This is a genomic window from Paenibacillus sp. 4624 (genome assembly GCF_050435065.1).
GTDB lineage: Bacteria > Bacillota > Bacilli > Paenibacillales > Paenibacillaceae > Paenibacillus > Paenibacillus amylolyticus_D.
In genome coordinates, this window is the sequence record NZ_JBNDJR010000002.1 from 181141 (window position 1) to 195326 (window position 14186).

General features: G+C 47.0%; 14 protein-coding genes. 11 read left to right on the top strand and 3 right to left on the bottom strand.

All coding sequences use genetic code 11. From position 1 onward, the window contains the following. Positions 1-7: 7 nt before the first annotated feature. Entirely contained in the window at positions 8-1126 is a 1119-nt protein-coding gene (gene rlmN, locus ABIE27_RS05215; protein ID WP_123063947.1) for a 23S rRNA (adenine(2503)-C(2))-methyltransferase RlmN, read from the top strand. A 129-nt stretch (positions 1127-1255) separates the two neighbouring features. Here the strand turns inward: rlmN and ABIE27_RS05220 are convergent, their stop codons facing one another. Further along, positions 1256-1696 (bottom strand): GNAT family N-acetyltransferase, encoded by a 441-nt coding sequence (locus ABIE27_RS05220; protein WP_123063948.1) that lies wholly within the window; start codon positions 1694-1696, stop codon positions 1256-1258. A 236-nt stretch (positions 1697-1932) separates the two neighbouring features. On the opposite strand from ABIE27_RS05220, the gene ABIE27_RS05225 reads away from it, so the two are divergent. The 6 genes from ABIE27_RS05225 to ABIE27_RS05250 all read left to right on the top strand — a co-directional run bounded on the left by ABIE27_RS05225 (position 1933) and on the right by ABIE27_RS05250 (position 6935). Then, positions 1933-2373 (top strand): MarR family winged helix-turn-helix transcriptional regulator, encoded by a 441-nt coding sequence (locus ABIE27_RS05225; RefSeq protein WP_123064170.1) that lies wholly within the window; start codon positions 1933-1935, stop codon positions 2371-2373. A gap of 85 nt (positions 2374-2458) precedes the next feature. Then, complete coding sequence (locus ABIE27_RS05230; RefSeq protein ID WP_429350046.1) at positions 2459-3571, top strand: glycosyl hydrolase; 1113 nt, start codon at positions 2459-2461, stop codon at positions 3569-3571. Between the two features lie 143 nt (positions 3572-3714). Then, positions 3715-4590: a diguanylate cyclase domain-containing protein gene (locus ABIE27_RS05235; protein ID WP_123063950.1), complete on the top strand. Its 876-nt coding sequence runs from the start codon at positions 3715-3717 to the stop codon at positions 4588-4590. 18 nt (positions 4591-4608) lie between these two features. Further along, positions 4609-4752, top strand: a complete 144-nt coding sequence (locus ABIE27_RS05240) for a hypothetical protein (protein ID WP_167375743.1) — start codon at positions 4609-4611, stop codon at positions 4750-4752. Continuing rightward, the gene (locus tag ABIE27_RS05245; RefSeq protein WP_429350047.1) at positions 4745-6040 is read left to right on the top strand and encodes a glycosyltransferase family 2 protein; all 1296 of its coding nucleotides are present in this window, start codon (positions 4745-4747) and stop codon (positions 6038-6040) included. Before ABIE27_RS05240 ends, ABIE27_RS05245 begins: the two co-directional genes overlap by 8 nt. Before the next feature lie 166 nt (positions 6041-6206). After that, positions 6207-6935, top strand: a complete 729-nt coding sequence (locus ABIE27_RS05250) for a class I SAM-dependent methyltransferase (protein ID WP_429350048.1) — start codon at positions 6207-6209, stop codon at positions 6933-6935. A 181-nt stretch (positions 6936-7116) separates the two neighbouring features. Here the strand turns inward: ABIE27_RS05250 and ABIE27_RS05255 are convergent, their stop codons facing one another. Both ABIE27_RS05255 and ABIE27_RS05260 read right to left on the bottom strand, forming a co-directional pair. Beyond that, the gene (locus tag ABIE27_RS05255; protein ID WP_429350049.1) at positions 7117-7902 is read right to left on the bottom strand and encodes an ABC transporter ATP-binding protein; all 786 of its coding nucleotides are present in this window, start codon (positions 7900-7902) and stop codon (positions 7117-7119) included. A gap of 86 nt (positions 7903-7988) precedes the next feature. Beyond that, the gene (locus ABIE27_RS05260; protein ID WP_429350050.1) at positions 7989-9218 is read right to left on the bottom strand and encodes an MFS transporter; all 1230 of its coding nucleotides are present in this window, start codon (positions 9216-9218) and stop codon (positions 7989-7991) included. A 115-nt stretch (positions 9219-9333) separates the two neighbouring features. Here ABIE27_RS05260 and ABIE27_RS05265 point away from each other — a divergent pair, with 115 nt between their 5' ends. The 4 genes from ABIE27_RS05265 to ABIE27_RS05280 all read left to right on the top strand — a co-directional run bounded on the left by ABIE27_RS05265 (position 9334) and on the right by ABIE27_RS05280 (position 14152). Further along, on the top strand, positions 9334-10218 hold the full coding sequence (locus ABIE27_RS05265) for an AraC family transcriptional regulator (RefSeq protein WP_123063955.1): 885 nt from the start codon (positions 9334-9336) through the stop codon (positions 10216-10218). A gap of 428 nt (positions 10219-10646) precedes the next feature. Beyond that, positions 10647-11564: an ABC transporter permease gene (locus tag ABIE27_RS05270; RefSeq protein WP_418792713.1), complete on the top strand. Its 918-nt coding sequence runs from the start codon at positions 10647-10649 to the stop codon at positions 11562-11564. Between the two features lie 29 nt (positions 11565-11593). Further along, complete coding sequence (locus ABIE27_RS05275) at positions 11594-12475, top strand: carbohydrate ABC transporter permease (protein WP_090921438.1); 882 nt, start codon at positions 11594-11596, stop codon at positions 12473-12475. 81 nt (positions 12476-12556) lie between these two features. Further along, positions 12557-14152, top strand: coding sequence for an extracellular solute-binding protein (locus ABIE27_RS05280; protein ID WP_429350051.1), 1596 nt, complete (start codon positions 12557-12559; stop codon positions 14150-14152). Positions 14153-14186 lie beyond the last annotated feature (34 nt).

Here is a 14186-nt window from a genome sequence, read left to right on the forward strand (position 1 = left end):
TTATACCATGATTAAATCATCCATATATGGATTAACATTAGAGCAATTACGTACTTGGCTGCCCGAGCATGGGCAGAAAAAATCACGCGCATCCCGCATCTGGGAGTGGTTATACCAAGAGCGGGTGCATGATTTTAACGGCATGTCCGATGTTCGTCAGGAATGTTTGGATGTGCTCACTCAGCATTTCACGATGAATTCACTGAGTGAACATGTGAAGCAGGAGTCGGCGGACGGCACGGTGAAATTCTTGCTCCGTTTGCAAGATGGCAACCTCATCGAGACGGTGCTCATGCGGCAAAAGTATGGCTTGACCGTCTGTGTCACGACACAGGTCGGATGTAATATCGGCTGCAGTTTCTGCGCCAGCGGGCTGATCAAGAAGAGCCGAGATCTCTCCGCAGGAGAGATTGTAGAACAGATCATGCATGTACAGCGGCATCTGGACGCAGCGGGTCAAGGCGAGCGGGTCACCAACGTTGTGGTAATGGGCATTGGCGAACCGTTTGATAACTTTGAGCATATGAGCAATTTTATTGAAGTAATCAAGGATCGCAAAGGGTTAGCCCTCGCAGCGAAGCGAATCACGGTGTCCACAAGCGGATTGCCGGATAAAATCAAGGAGTTTGCAGACAGCAGTCTGCAGGTGAACCTTGCGATCTCCCTGCATGCGCCGAATAATGAGCTGCGTACACATATCATGAAGATCAACCGGGCATTCCCGATTGAACAATTGATGGATGCGGTGGATTATTATCTGGAGAAAACAAATAAACGCATTATGTTCGAATACATTTTGCTTCGGGATGTGAACGATCAGCGCGAGCACGCTGCGGAACTGGCTGAACTGTTGTCCAGCCGCAAGAGCATGGTCAGCGTGAATCTGATTCCATACAATCCAGTGGATGAGCATAGCCAGTACCAGCGCAGTACGGAAGAGAGCATTCTGGGATTCTACGATACGCTGAAGAAGAACAACATCAACTCCACGGTACGTATGGAGCATGGTACAGACATCGATGCGGCCTGCGGACAGCTGCGTAGCAAGCAGATGAAAAATGCGGAAGCTAAAGCAGCTGGAAAAACAGCCGCAACACCAGATGCCAGCCGTCTGGCTATGGGATAAAGCACGCAAATCAGGGATGACTATCTGAATTTAAGAAACACAACAAACGCCTCTATGTATTCACTATGAAGTGAAGATAGAGGCGTTTGTTTGAGTTACAGGCTAATTTCGAGCTGAGTGATATGTATCTTAATTCAGCTTTTTTGTCATCAGCAGATGGGGGATACCATCCTCCATGAATACTTCAGAAGCAGGGGCATAGCCAAGACGTTCATAGAAACCGGAGGCTTGAACCTGTGCGTGCAGCTTGGCTTTCTCTAATCCGTCCTCTTTGGCCATCTCCTCCAGCTTGTTAATTAATACACGGCCTAGACCATGTTTGCGGTAATCGAGCATCACGCAGATGCGTTCCAGCTTGGCAACTTGCTCCACAATGCGTAGTCTGGAGGAAGCTGCAGGTACACCATCCACATAGAGCAGAATATGGCGTGCTTCTGTCCCTAGCGCATCAAATGCATCGAATTCATCGGCTGCAGGTACGCCTTGCTCCTCCACAAAAATGGCCATACGAATGGCAAAGCACGCATCAAGCAGTTCTTGAGTGTTCGCTTCAACAACAGATATATTCATGAATCGTTCTCCTTTAACTAGTCGGATGGAATATCGGAATGGAACTGAAAGTGATACACTAATCTAGTGTAGTTATATCATTAATTATGTTGCGAATGCAACAATTTTATAGGAGTGTGAACTCTGTGACTGAACCGAAAGAACCTAACGTAGCCAAAGAACCGAATCAGCCGAACGACGAATTACAGAAACCGCAAGAACTGAACGAGCCAAGGGAAGTGTTACGCGAGATTGGCATGATCGCCCGCTGTCTGGATTCCATCAGCAATGTGGAATTTCAGCATCTGAACTTGTCCCGAGGGCAATATTTGTATTTGTACCGTATTTGCGAGAACCCTGGCATCATTCCGAACCAGCTGGCTGAACTGATCAAGGTAGATCGTACAACGGCAGCGCGGGCAATTAGCAAACTGGAATCCGACGGATTCATTGTCAAACAGCCAGCATTGGGTAATAAGAAGAATAAGGTGCTGTATCCAACGGAGGCAGGACTCGAAGCTTGGCAGTTTATTCGCAAAGAAGGTGTGCATTCGGATCAGGTAACGTTGAACGGTCTGACACAGGAAGAGATTCAGACAGCGATCCAACTGCTACGAAAGATGAGACATAACATTGAGGTCGATTGGAAATTTGTTAAAAAGGGCGGTCGCCGCCCATACATGGATAACCATGATTAAGCGCACACTGTGGATAAGGCCTGCTTCCAAAAGTATAAGAAGTGGCCCAGTTGCTCCGTCATATATTCCCGTCAGGAGGAATGGTGTGAAGTTTATTTTCCAGAAAAAGCGGTCATGGTACATATTACTTGCGGTTGTTGTATCTGTTGCGATTGTACTGCTATGGAGGGAGCGGTTTGTGATGGAGAAGGTATCGCCAACAGTGGCCTTTGTAGAGGAACATATGACGAATCCGAATGGCACACTTGCAACCTATTTGCAGGAAGCGGCTTCGGAGAGGGCGGACATCGTTGCTGGCCGAGAGGCACTGTCGGAGTCGCTTGGATTGTGGATGCAGTATGCTTTGGCAAGTGATAACGAAGTTATGTTCGAGCAGGCCTACAAACAGCTCCAGAAATACTATGTGATCAGGCCCGACATATACATCGCCTGGAAGCTTGATTTTGAGGGGAAAGCCCATGTGGCAACCAACGCGCTGGGTGACGATCTACGGATTATGGGGGCTCTGTTGCAAGCGGCAGACAGGTGGGAACGAGGCAGGGCAGACAAACTGGCAACCGCATCGGCTCTTTCCCGAACGTTAACACAGCGAACCGAGCAGCAGGGCTACATGGTTGATTTTTATGATTTCAAAAGTGGACATTCCACGGATACCTTAAGTTTGGTCTATGTGGATTTGCTCGCCTTGCAAGCGATGAGAGACCATCGGATGCTGGAGCCGGACGCTTACAGCAGGTACGAGGATGTACTGCATAAAATGCCTGACGATGGATTATTCTATCCGAAAAGCATGAATGTAAATACCAAGGCTTACACCTATGATGACAAAGTCAATCTGATCGATCAGCTCATCGTTGCCAATCATGTGATGGAGATGGGGCGTAAACCCGACAAGCTGATTGCTTTTCTCAAAAAAGAGTTCGGCACTCGGGGCAAGCTCCCCGGACAGTATGATCGTAGAACACAAGCCCCAGCCGTAGATTATGAATCGGCATCGGTGTATGGCTTATCCATCCTGCTTGCTGTTCGCTCAGGTGATCCAAATTGGGCAAAGCAGCTGTATCAACATATGATCGCACTGCGAGGGCAGGACAAACGATATCCGGGCGGTTATGTATTTGATGGAAACACCCACCTGTTTGATAACTTGTTCCCGTTACTGGGTGAAACATATTTGTATAATTTTCTTAAAAAGTAAATTTTTATTTATATAATCCGAGGTTGCATGTTACCATATTATTGTCTTTAATTGTCGAATTTTGTTGAATTTTGCAGTTAATAAAAAGAGGTGTTGGCACCGAGCCATTCTGAAATTCGATGCAGATGCAGAGAAGGAGGACTATGAGAAATAACGCACCTACCCAGCGTCTTGCCTGGGGTTACGCAATCTTGATTAGTCTCGCCATCGTACAGCAGTTCTTTGTATATCTCCACTTGTACATGAATCAAAGTTATACCAAGCTGGATGTAGTATTTAGCATAGCGTCACTAGGGGCGCTAGCCGTGGGACTTCTGCTTCCTGTTGGTGTATCCGTCGTGATGATATTTGTTTATTTGGTCACTTATTTTGTGTGGCTCGTGACTTTTGCAGAGCCCAATGCGCTCGTGTTTTCCTGGTGGCTGCTTATTCCGGCAAACACGGCAATTGCTGCTTATATCAAAAGAAGACTTGTGCGAAGTGCAAGGGTTATTGAACGTCTGGAGCAGATGAAGGATCACAATCCAGAGGTCGATCTGGATACAACGCTGGGTAATAAGGAAGCGCTTGGAGATACATTGGTGAAACAGAGCAACCTTGCCAGACGTTATGCAGACTGCTATGGATTCAGCATCGCCATGTTTAAGATTGAATTTCTGCCGCTTGTGCAGGAGTCACTTGGTTCAGTTCGGTATTCCCAATTTCTGCTTGAGATCTCACAGACAATACAGAAGCAGATTAGATACGAGGATCACAAGTTTTTCGTAGACCGTGGTCGATTTGTCATTTTGTGTCCGATGGTCAATGTGGATTACCTACCTATGTTAACCCGAAGAATAAAAAAAAATATTATGGATTTGGATGTGCTCGATAAAAAAGGGAACCAACTCCAGACCATCATCAAATCAGGTGCACTGGTTTTTCAGAAGGAACAATTCAGCAAGTATGACAATCTGGACGCTGTCCTTGCCGCGCTGGAGCGAAACACGGAAACAGATTTAATCGGGGAATATATTTAACCGAAAGGAGCGAGGCGGATGGATTATATGTCCTGGTTTATCCCGATCTGTATTGCCGTCAGTTGTATTTTTGTGGTGTTTACCATCGGATTAACGATTGCCACGCTCCGATTTCGCTCAAGAGTAATTCGAAGGTATGATCGGAGGAAAACGGATGGCTGATTTCATTCTGATCTTGTCGATATTCAGTATTTGGATCGCTGTGTTCGAATCGATCGTTATTATGGCTGGGGCTATTCGTTTTATCCACAAACAGGAGAAGAAGGGCATTCAGATTCCGGAGAATATGGATCATTACCCGACCGTCACGGTTATGGTACCTGCTCATAACGAGGGTTTGGTCATCGTGGCAACGGTGGAGCATATCTTGCGACTGAACTATCCGGAGGATAAGCTGCAGGTGATTGTCATTGCAGATAATTGTACGGATGACACAGCTGATCGGCTAAAATCGTTCCTTGGACAGACCAGTTATGTGCACCGTAACGTCACTGTACTTGAACGCAAAGGTACGGGTGGCAAGTCCGGTGCGCTGAACGACGGACTGGAACTGGCCACCGGAGAATGGATCTGTATATTTGATGCAGACGCTGCACCGGAGCGAAATTCACTGATGTTTCTCGCGCAAAAATCACTGGAGAATCCCGAACAGTACGGGGTCGTGTTCGGCCGAAACAAAGCACGTAACCGTGGGCAAAACTTCCTCTCCAAGTGTATTAATCTCGAAATTATAACGTCTCAGCGTGTCTACCACACCGGGCTGTGGGAGCTCTTCAAGCTGGGGACAATTCCGGGCACGAATTATATTATTAAGACAAGCCTAATCCGGGAAATCGGCGGCTGGGATGTGACAGCCATTACGGAAGATACGGCATTGTCGTTTGAAATTATGAACCGAGGGCAGTTGGTTGCCCTTGCGCCGCAAGCGGAAGCGTATCAGCAGGAGCCAGAACAGCTTGGTGTATATATGAAACAGCGTGAACGCTGGGCCAAGGGGAATTACCAGGTAGTTCTGGATAACATTCATAACCTGTTCAACCGTTCCAGCTGGCGCAATAAATTGCTTGTTCTCTACTACGCGGTCAGTTACTTCTGGTTTATGCTGGCCATTATTGTGTCGGACATCATATTTGTGGTGAACCTTGTTTATCAGGTTATTGCAATATTCAAACCGGAGGCCATTTCTCCATTCCAGTTTGCCGGGGATGCCTACGTCTATCTGGTCATTGGTTGGGCGCTGATGTATTTTATCTATGTGCTTCAGATCAATCTGGCACTGGCGGCGGATATCGGGCAGAGCAACACCCGTAACTTTATCTATGCGTGCGTATCGTATTTCACTTATGCGCAGCTGTTCATTCTGATCTCAATCCGGGCCTTCTACAATTTGCTGATGGACAAGATTCGTAAACGCGAGAACAAATGGTACAAAACCGAGCGATTTGGCTAGGGATCAAAAATTCAAACCAAAGAAGGCTGTTTGCGGAGTAAGCTCCGGCAAGCAGCTTATTTATTATGGTGAAGGTTGCCTGAATCCGGTATACTTTTACAGATTATAGTGAGTGCAGGGTGAACTACACTAGTGTGTAACTCATAGAATGGAGGTCTGTGCAGGTATGAGTGAAAGAGGTTCTGACTTTTACGATAATGACGCGGTATTTGAGACGTATATGGAACGTCGGCAAGGCCAGGATAACGCCAATGATACGTTGGAGAGACCGGTTATGCTGGAGATGATCGGGGATGTTACTGGTAAAAATATTCTCTATCTCGGCTGTGGAGACGCAAAATTTGCTGTAGAACTGCTCGGCGAGAAGTATAACGGCTTGGCTTATACAGGTATCGAAGGTTCAACGAATATGGTTCGGGCTGCCCGCATATCCGTTCAGGGATTGAATGCCCGGATTGAGCAATCTTATCTCGAAGAGTGGACGTATCCTGTAAATTCATACGACCTTGCCATTTCAAGACTGGCGATCCACTACATCGAGGATGTCGAAAGCCTGTTTCGCAAAGTATATGGTTCGCTTAAAAAGGACGGAACCTTTGTTTTCTCGGTAGAACATCCGGTGATTACTTCAACGCTGCAACCCTCCGGAACACGAACCAATTGGATCGTAGATCAATACTTCGTCGAGGGATATCGGGAGCAGCAGTGGCTTGGCGGTTCCGTCCAAAAAATGCACCGTACCATTGAATCGTATTACATGGCCCTGCAGGAAGCTGGATTCCAAGTGGAGCAATTGCGTGAATCAGCACCTAAGCGTTCAGAATTCGTCAATGAAGAGACGTATCAGCGCAGACGGCGTATTCCGCTTTTTCTGTTTCTCTCCGCACGGAAGTAGGCTAAGGAAGAGGCAAACTTAGAAGCGAAGTTATACTCAGATTGGCGAAAGTTTTACACAGAAAACCGTGGATAACACAATATATAGGAGTAGAAAGCCCAAAAACTATCCACATGTGGATAAGTATTTGGGCTTTGCTGTTTATTCCGCCTCACTCTGTTCCTTTTGGATACAGATAATTCTAACCTTTAGATGCTGCTGCCCGTACATAAACTCGTTCACCATGCTGATCTATTTCTACTTGGGCTTCAAAGAAATCACTTAATACGCCCTGTGTCATGAGATCAGCGGTTAATCCACACCCAAAAACTTCACCCCGACGGAGCAAAAGGCTGTGCCTGAAGACGGGCAAAATTTCCTCGGTATGATGCGTTACATAGATCAGCGAAGGTGAGTCTGAACGTGCTGTCAGTTCACTGATGCTGTCCAGTAGACGCTCTCTGGAAAATAGATCAAGCCCATTACAAGGCTCATCCAAAATGAGCAGCTGTGGATTCGCCATCAGGGCACGGGCAATGAGCAATTTCTGCTTCTCCCCCTGCGAGCAAGTGCGATACTCACGATCCCACAGATGCTGGCAACCCAGCGTTTGCATCCAGTGCATTGCCTGATTCAAATCTTCGTCCGCTAGTTTGTCGTACAGACCGATCGTAGCGTGTTTCCCACTAATCACGACATATTGGGTGCGGTCAGAAGCGTATAGTTTCTCTTGCAAGGAGGAGCTCACCCAACCGATCGACTTCCGAAGCTCCCTCAGGTCTACACTGCCATATTCATGACCGAGTACCGAGATGTTGCCTTCCGTAGGCCACAGGTAGCCGGTAATCATATTGAGGAGCGTTGTTTTGCCAGAGCCGTTCAGGCCAAGCAGCGCCCAATGTTCGCCTTTGTTTACACGCCAGCTGACATCGTTCAGCAGGGTGAGGGATTCTCTTTTCCAAGTCACATGCTGTATATCAATGATCATTGAACCATCCCTTCTCTCTGATAAATATCGTGCCTCCGCTTCTCAACTTATTGTATTGGAACTGTTATGGAAGGTTCAATAGCTTGCTAAGCTTTAGCGGATCGATCACTGCGCAAGAATACAGCACACACGCCGATCAGGGGCAAAAAGGAACACAGCCGGATGACGAATGAAATGCTGGTCACATCGATCAGAGAACCGATGACAACCGAACCCAGTCCAGCCATACCAAATGACAGGCCAAAGAACAGTCCAGATACTGTACCAATGTGATGCGGCAGCAATTCCTGAGCGTAGACAATAATAACACTGAAGCCCGACATCAGGATTAATCCGATGATACCGCATAGCACCATAGACAGGACAGGGCCTGCATAAGGAAGCAGTAGTGAGAACGGAGCGGTACCTGCAATGGAAAACCAGATCATCGGTTTGCGCCCGTAACGATCCGCGAGTGGCCCGCCAAGCAAGGTTCCAATCATGCCTGCGAATTGAAGGATAAACAAGCAGAGCTGTGCCTTCGAGAGTGGCAGATGATGCACAGCCGTGTAATAAAAGGCGTAGTATCCTGTCATAGCTGCGATATAAACAAACTTCGAGAATAACAGCAGGATGAGAACACTCATGGATATGACAATTCGTCTTCGACTCACGGGCTGAGGCGTTGCTTCTGATTCATGTAGCGTGTGCTGTACGGACTGTGTCCGATGGGGGCGTGAGGCGTTCAGCTTATTCTTGTACCAACGGCTGACGGAAGCTTGGATAAGGATGCCGATAAGTGCAAAGGCCATTAGCCACAGAAATTGTAACTGACCATGCGGAAGCAGTACAAAAGCAACCAGTAGGGGGGCAATAGCTTGTCCGGTATTCCCGCCAACCTGAAAGATGGACTGTGCCATGCCGCGCCCTCGACCGGCAGCCAGATGGGCAACACGTGAGGATTCGGGATGAAGAATGGATGAGCCGATACCAATCAGCGACGCGGATATGAGTAGCATCCATAACGATGACGAAAAGGCAAAGCCCAGAATCCCGAACAGGGAAAATATCATGCCGCCGGGCAGCAGAATAGGCATGGGTTTGCGATCGGATATATAGCCGATCAGTGGTTGCAGCACCGAAGCAGTAATGTTTAGTGCAAAGGCAATCCAGCCCATCTGTGCAAAGCTGAGATGCATGGCTTGTTGGAACAGCGGGAAGGCTGACGTAACAACCGTTTGCATGGCATCATTCAGCAGATGGGCGAAACTCACCCCTGCAAGGGCCCAGTTCGCTGCGTGGTTTAGTTGAATTTTGTTTACGGCGGCTTGAGCCATCATAGATCACCTCGGATATTTTTATCCATAATAAAAGATAGCTAGAGAGCTTGTCTTTGTGAAAAGTGCTTGGAATCTAAGCACGATTTGCTATAATGTCAGCAGGTGAGAAACGATGGAATTAAATATGACATTCAATGGTTTAGAGTTATGGAAAGCTTCTGGCGGGTTCGCCAATGAACCTCATATGCATGATGACTGGTATCAGGTAACCCTGCCCATTAGAGGTCAATGCTTGCTGGTGCAGGAACAACAGACGTATACATTACATGCTGGATTCGGAATCATCGCCCATCCCCGGACGGAGCACTTTTTTGAGATCGGTTCGGACGCAGCCGTCATTGTCATCAAGTTTCGTAATCTACCAAGAGGATTAGCAGACCGCGGTTCAAGATCAGTTCATTCTGAATTACAGATCACCCAAGCTTTTGATCCTGCAGAGATCGGCAGACTGTTCCGAGGATGGCATGTGACTGGGCTGGAGGATGAACCGGACCCGTTGCTCATTCAGGAAACCGAGCTGTCTGTAGAGCAGTATCTTGAACGCATATTGTCTGGACCCGAGCATTCGCATAGAGCAGCAAGAGAAGCTGGTTCCATATGGTCCGGGAGCCCAGAGGGGCTATTGCTTTCTGGCAATAATCGTCCACATTTCCTTGGAGTTAACGGAAGTAATTTGGGCATAGATCCTCATATGCAGCGTGTATTAGAGTATATTCACAGTGACTTCACAAACCCGATGGACATCGACTCCATGGCAGCGGTAGCACATCAGAGCAGGTATCATTTTATGCGCTCGTTCAAAATGCTGACAGGTTCAACGCCGTACCAGTATCTACTGAATTTACGTGTGGAGGAAGCCGTTCGTTGTCTGCGCAATACAACCGAATCAGTGACGGAAATAAGCTTTGCATTGGGATTCTCACACGTCAGTCAGTTCTACAGAGCGTTTCAGCGCGTTAAGGGTGTAACACCGATGCAGTTTCGCAATCAGTTATGATACGTCGTTGTAATACATGTTGGGGCGGAATAGCAACGCTATTTCTGCCCTTTTTTCTTTTTCCAATGCGGGTACCATGCAATATTCACGTTTGCTCCTCGGGGCATGGTGTTATAAAAATTAAAGGGTATTCCTGATTTTGTTGTTGCTAAACATTCAAGACTCTGCTAAGATGAGAAAAAGTTTATGAAAGCGTATACATTTAAATTAAAATTACAACGTTGTAATTGGGGGATGTAAGATTTGAAAAGGCATAGTTGAGGCATAAAAGAGACCGAATAAATGCAATTTCTCTTGTAATTATGCGATATAGTATGGGTTGTTACAAAATTGGAGTTAGCCCGATATCAGATGTATTATGGGAAACGAGATTTTTTTTATTAAAAAATTCAAACGTTGTAATTTTGGAACGAAGGGGAGTGTTTACGTTGAAAAAACGCATGTCCACGCTGTTCAGTCTGATTCGGCGGGATAAGTATTTGTTGCTGATGTTCTCACCAATCTTTCTGTATTATCTCATCTTCATGTATCTGCCCATGCCGGGTGTACTGCTTGCTTTTCGCAACTTTATACCGGGTCAAGGCATGTTCAGTGGCGAATGGGTGGGGCTGCGCTGGTTTGAGCAGTTCGTCAACTCGATTTACTTCTGGCGGCTGTTGCGTAATACCTTTTTACTTGCCTTCCTGCCACTCCTGTTCGGTTTCTCCATCCCCATTCTATTTGCAGTCTGCATCGTAGAGATTAAGAATCGAACCTTTAAACGCTTTGCGCAAACCGTAACTTATCTTCCTCACTTTATCTCCACCGTTGTGGTGGCCGGCATTATTATCAACTTCCTATCACCAACAGACGGTATCATCAACACCCTGATCGCAAGACTCGGTATGGAAAAAATAAACTTCATGATGGATGCCAGCTGGTTCCGCACCATCTTCACAAGTTCAGACATCTGGCAGAGCTTTGGTTTCAGCTCGATCATCTACATCGCAGCCATTATGGGAATTGACCCTGAGATGTATGACTCCGGCAAAATCGATGGCGTAAACAAGTTCCAGGAGTTGTGGCATCTTACCCTGCCAAGCATCAAACCAACCATCGTTATTCTGTTGCTGCTGTCGCTTGGCGGCATTATGAGCGTAGGCTTCGAGAAAGTATACCTGCTCTATAACGGAGCCACATATGAAACGGCAGATGTGCTGTCTACTTATGTGTACCGTATGGGGATTGAGGGTCAGAACTATGGCTTCGCTACAGCTATTGGACTATTCAACTCGATCATCACCTTTATCCTTGTTTTTGCAGCCAATACGTTGACTCGCCGCCTGACCAAAATGTCACTCTGGTAAGACACACACTGATCCAAAGGAGAACCTGTATGCAAAAATCGAGAAGTGACCGATTATTCTATGTCTTCGTCTACCTGCTGACCATCCTGGCGGTTGTAGTCACCTTATATCCATTCCTTTACGTGGTCAGCATTTCCTTCAGTTCGGTGGATGCCATCGATAAACAGAAAGTGGTGCTATGGCCTGTAGGGTTCACACTCTCAGGATATAAGATGGTGCTGCAATATAAGGAACTGTGGGTTTCCTTCTATAACACGGTCTGGTACACCGTTGTGGGTACGCTGCTTAACATTGTGGCGACTTGCCTTGCCGCATTCCCGTTGTCGAGACAGCAGTTTTTCCTGCGGCGCAAGCTGAACTTCTTCATTGCTTTCACCATGTATTTCTCAGGTGGACTCATTCCGGTCTACATGCTGATTACATCACTCGGTCTGTACAATACTCGCTGGGTGATGGTGCTGCCTGTGCTGGTCATTACGTTTAACGTCATGATCTGCCGTTCGGCCTTTGAAGGTATTCCGAATGAAATCTTTGAAAGCGCCAGTATTGACGGAGCGAATGAGATGACGATGTTGTATCGTCTGGCCGTTCCGATTATTAAGCCTACACTAGCCGTGCTGACACTATACTACGCCGTATTCCACTGGAACAATTTTTTCTCAGCCTTGCTGTATCTAGGCAAACAGGATATGCAACCGCTCCAGATGTTCCTGCGAAGGGTGCTGATCATGGCTTCGCCAGAGGTGATGCAGAAGATGGGCGGTACGATGACATCCGGCGCACTGGCGGTTTCATCGCTTCAAGTTCGTTATGTATCCATCGTGGTCAGCATTCTGCCGATCGTGATGATCTACCCGTTTATCCAACGGTACTTCGTTAAGGGCATTACCCTCGGAGCCGTGAAAGGATAGATTGCATTACCAAGCACCACAGTCATTCAAGCAAGTCATTCAAGGGAGTTCAAAAGGGTTCATACCAAGGAGGAATGATGGATGAAAGTCAAAGGGGCAGGAAGAAAAAGTGTAATTGCGGCGATACTTGCGATCAGTTTGGCGGGTTGCAGCGGGGGAACAGGTACAGGAAGCGATGCGGGGAAAACACCTGAAAGTACAGAGAAAGCCTTCAATTATACTGGCGCTGGGCCGGTAACGGATCAACCGGATGCGAAGCTGTCCATCCTGGCAACGAACGCATGGACAACCAACGTGGATTTGTCCACTGCAGCGATCGTTAAGAAAATTGAGAGTAATGCAGGTGTAAAAGTCGATTGGGATCTGATTCCTCCTCAGAATTATGCGGATGCGGTCAATCCAAGACTGGCTGCTGGTACAGGACTCCCGGATATCGTTTACCTGCCGGATCAGGATCAATTAATGAAATATATTAACAGCGGTCTGTTTATTCCAATCAATGATCTGGTAGATAAGTACGGCGTCAATCTCAAAAAAATATATGAAAAGTCGCCATCAGTGAAAGCCAGTTTAACGACGCCAGATGGTAAAATGTATTATGTTCCCCAGCAGACGCTGACGCGTAACTACATGCCTGTATTCATGGTGAATGAGCGTTGGCTCAAAAAGCTGGGATTATCTGAGCCAACCACGCTGGATGAGTTCACAGCCATGCTGCGCAAATTTAAAACAGAAGACCCGAACGGCAACGGCAAAGCCGATGAGATTCCATTGTCGATGGAATCAAAGTTTGTGCCGATGGCCTTTGGGCCAACCTTTGGACTTGACCTATCGAACAATTTTTATGCAGACGATCAAGGCAAAGTGCACTTCAGCTATTATGAGCCGGCCTACAAGGAATACCTGACTTACTTGAATGGTCTGTACAAGGAAGGTCTGCTCGGAGTGGACTACGCGAGTACCACAAGCGACCAGGTTACTTCACGGATCTCGCAAGACGTAACCGGAGCGACGTTTAATTTCAGCTGGTATATGTCGATGGTGTACAGCCCACTCTTCAAGGATTACAAGCCGGAAGAGCCAATTATCAAAGGCATTCTGCCATTAAAAGGGCCGCACGGAGACCAGTTCTACATCGGACGTACACCGGTTAGTGGTATCTTCGGCATCAGTAAGGATAGCAAAAATCCGGAACTGGCTTTCCGCTTCCTGGATTATGCAGTGAGTGACGAAGCACAGACATATTACACTTGGGGCATCAAGGATGATACGTATACAGAAGAGAATGGCGTGAAGAAATTCACAGATAAAGGTAAGGACAATGAATATATCCAGAAGCTCGGAATTGGCCCAGTTAACTTGCCAAACATCCAATCCACGGATTCAGCGGATTCGATCGTTGCACCATGGCACGCGAAGCTGGACAAAGAATTAGAGAAATATGTGCGTGAACCGTTCCCGTTTGTGTATGCTCTGCCGGATGAAGCGAGCGTAGAGAGCATGTCTATGCCTGACATTACCACATATGTTGAAGAGATGAACTTCAAGTTTATTAGCGGTGATGCAAGCCTGGATCAGTTCGACAAGTACATCGAGACACTAAAAAGCATGAACGTTGAACAGGTGATCGCAGGCAGACAGGCACAATACGATCGCTATAAAGCTGCACAGAAATAAGAAACAGGTTTCAGGCATATGAGAGGTGTTGATT

Bases quoted from the DNA above. Each gene is read 5' to 3' on its own strand.
- rlmN (WP_123063947.1), top strand. From the start codon at position 8: ATGATTAAATCATCCATATATGGATTAACATTAGAGCAATTACGTACT.
- ABIE27_RS05220 (WP_123063948.1), bottom strand. From the start codon at position 1,696: ATGAATATATCTGTTGTTGAAGCGAACACTCAAGAACTGCTTGATGCG.
- ABIE27_RS05225 (WP_123064170.1), top strand. From the start codon at position 1,933: ATGATCGCCCGCTGTCTGGATTCCATCAGCAATGTGGAATTTCAGCAT.
- ABIE27_RS05235 (WP_123063950.1), top strand. From the start codon at position 3,715: ATGAGAAATAACGCACCTACCCAGCGTCTTGCCTGGGGTTACGCAATC.
- ABIE27_RS05240 (WP_167375743.1), top strand. From the start codon at position 4,609: ATGGATTATATGTCCTGGTTTATCCCGATCTGTATTGCCGTCAGTTGT.
- ABIE27_RS05245 (WP_429350047.1), top strand. From the start codon at position 4,745: ATGGCTGATTTCATTCTGATCTTGTCGATATTCAGTATTTGGATCGCT.
- ABIE27_RS05250 (WP_429350048.1), top strand. From the start codon at position 6,207: ATGAGTGAAAGAGGTTCTGACTTTTACGATAATGACGCGGTATTTGAG.
- ABIE27_RS05255 (WP_429350049.1), bottom strand. From the start codon at position 7,902: ATGATCATTGATATACAGCATGTGACTTGGAAAAGAGAATCCCTCACC.
- ABIE27_RS05260 (WP_429350050.1), bottom strand. From the start codon at position 9,218: ATGGCTCAAGCCGCCGTAAACAAAATTCAACTAAACCACGCAGCGAAC.
- ABIE27_RS05265 (WP_123063955.1), top strand. From the start codon at position 9,334: ATGGAATTAAATATGACATTCAATGGTTTAGAGTTATGGAAAGCTTCT.
- ABIE27_RS05275 (WP_090921438.1), top strand. From the start codon at position 11,594: ATGCAAAAATCGAGAAGTGACCGATTATTCTATGTCTTCGTCTACCTG.
- ABIE27_RS05280 (WP_429350051.1), top strand. From the start codon at position 12,557: ATGAAAGTCAAAGGGGCAGGAAGAAAAAGTGTAATTGCGGCGATACTT.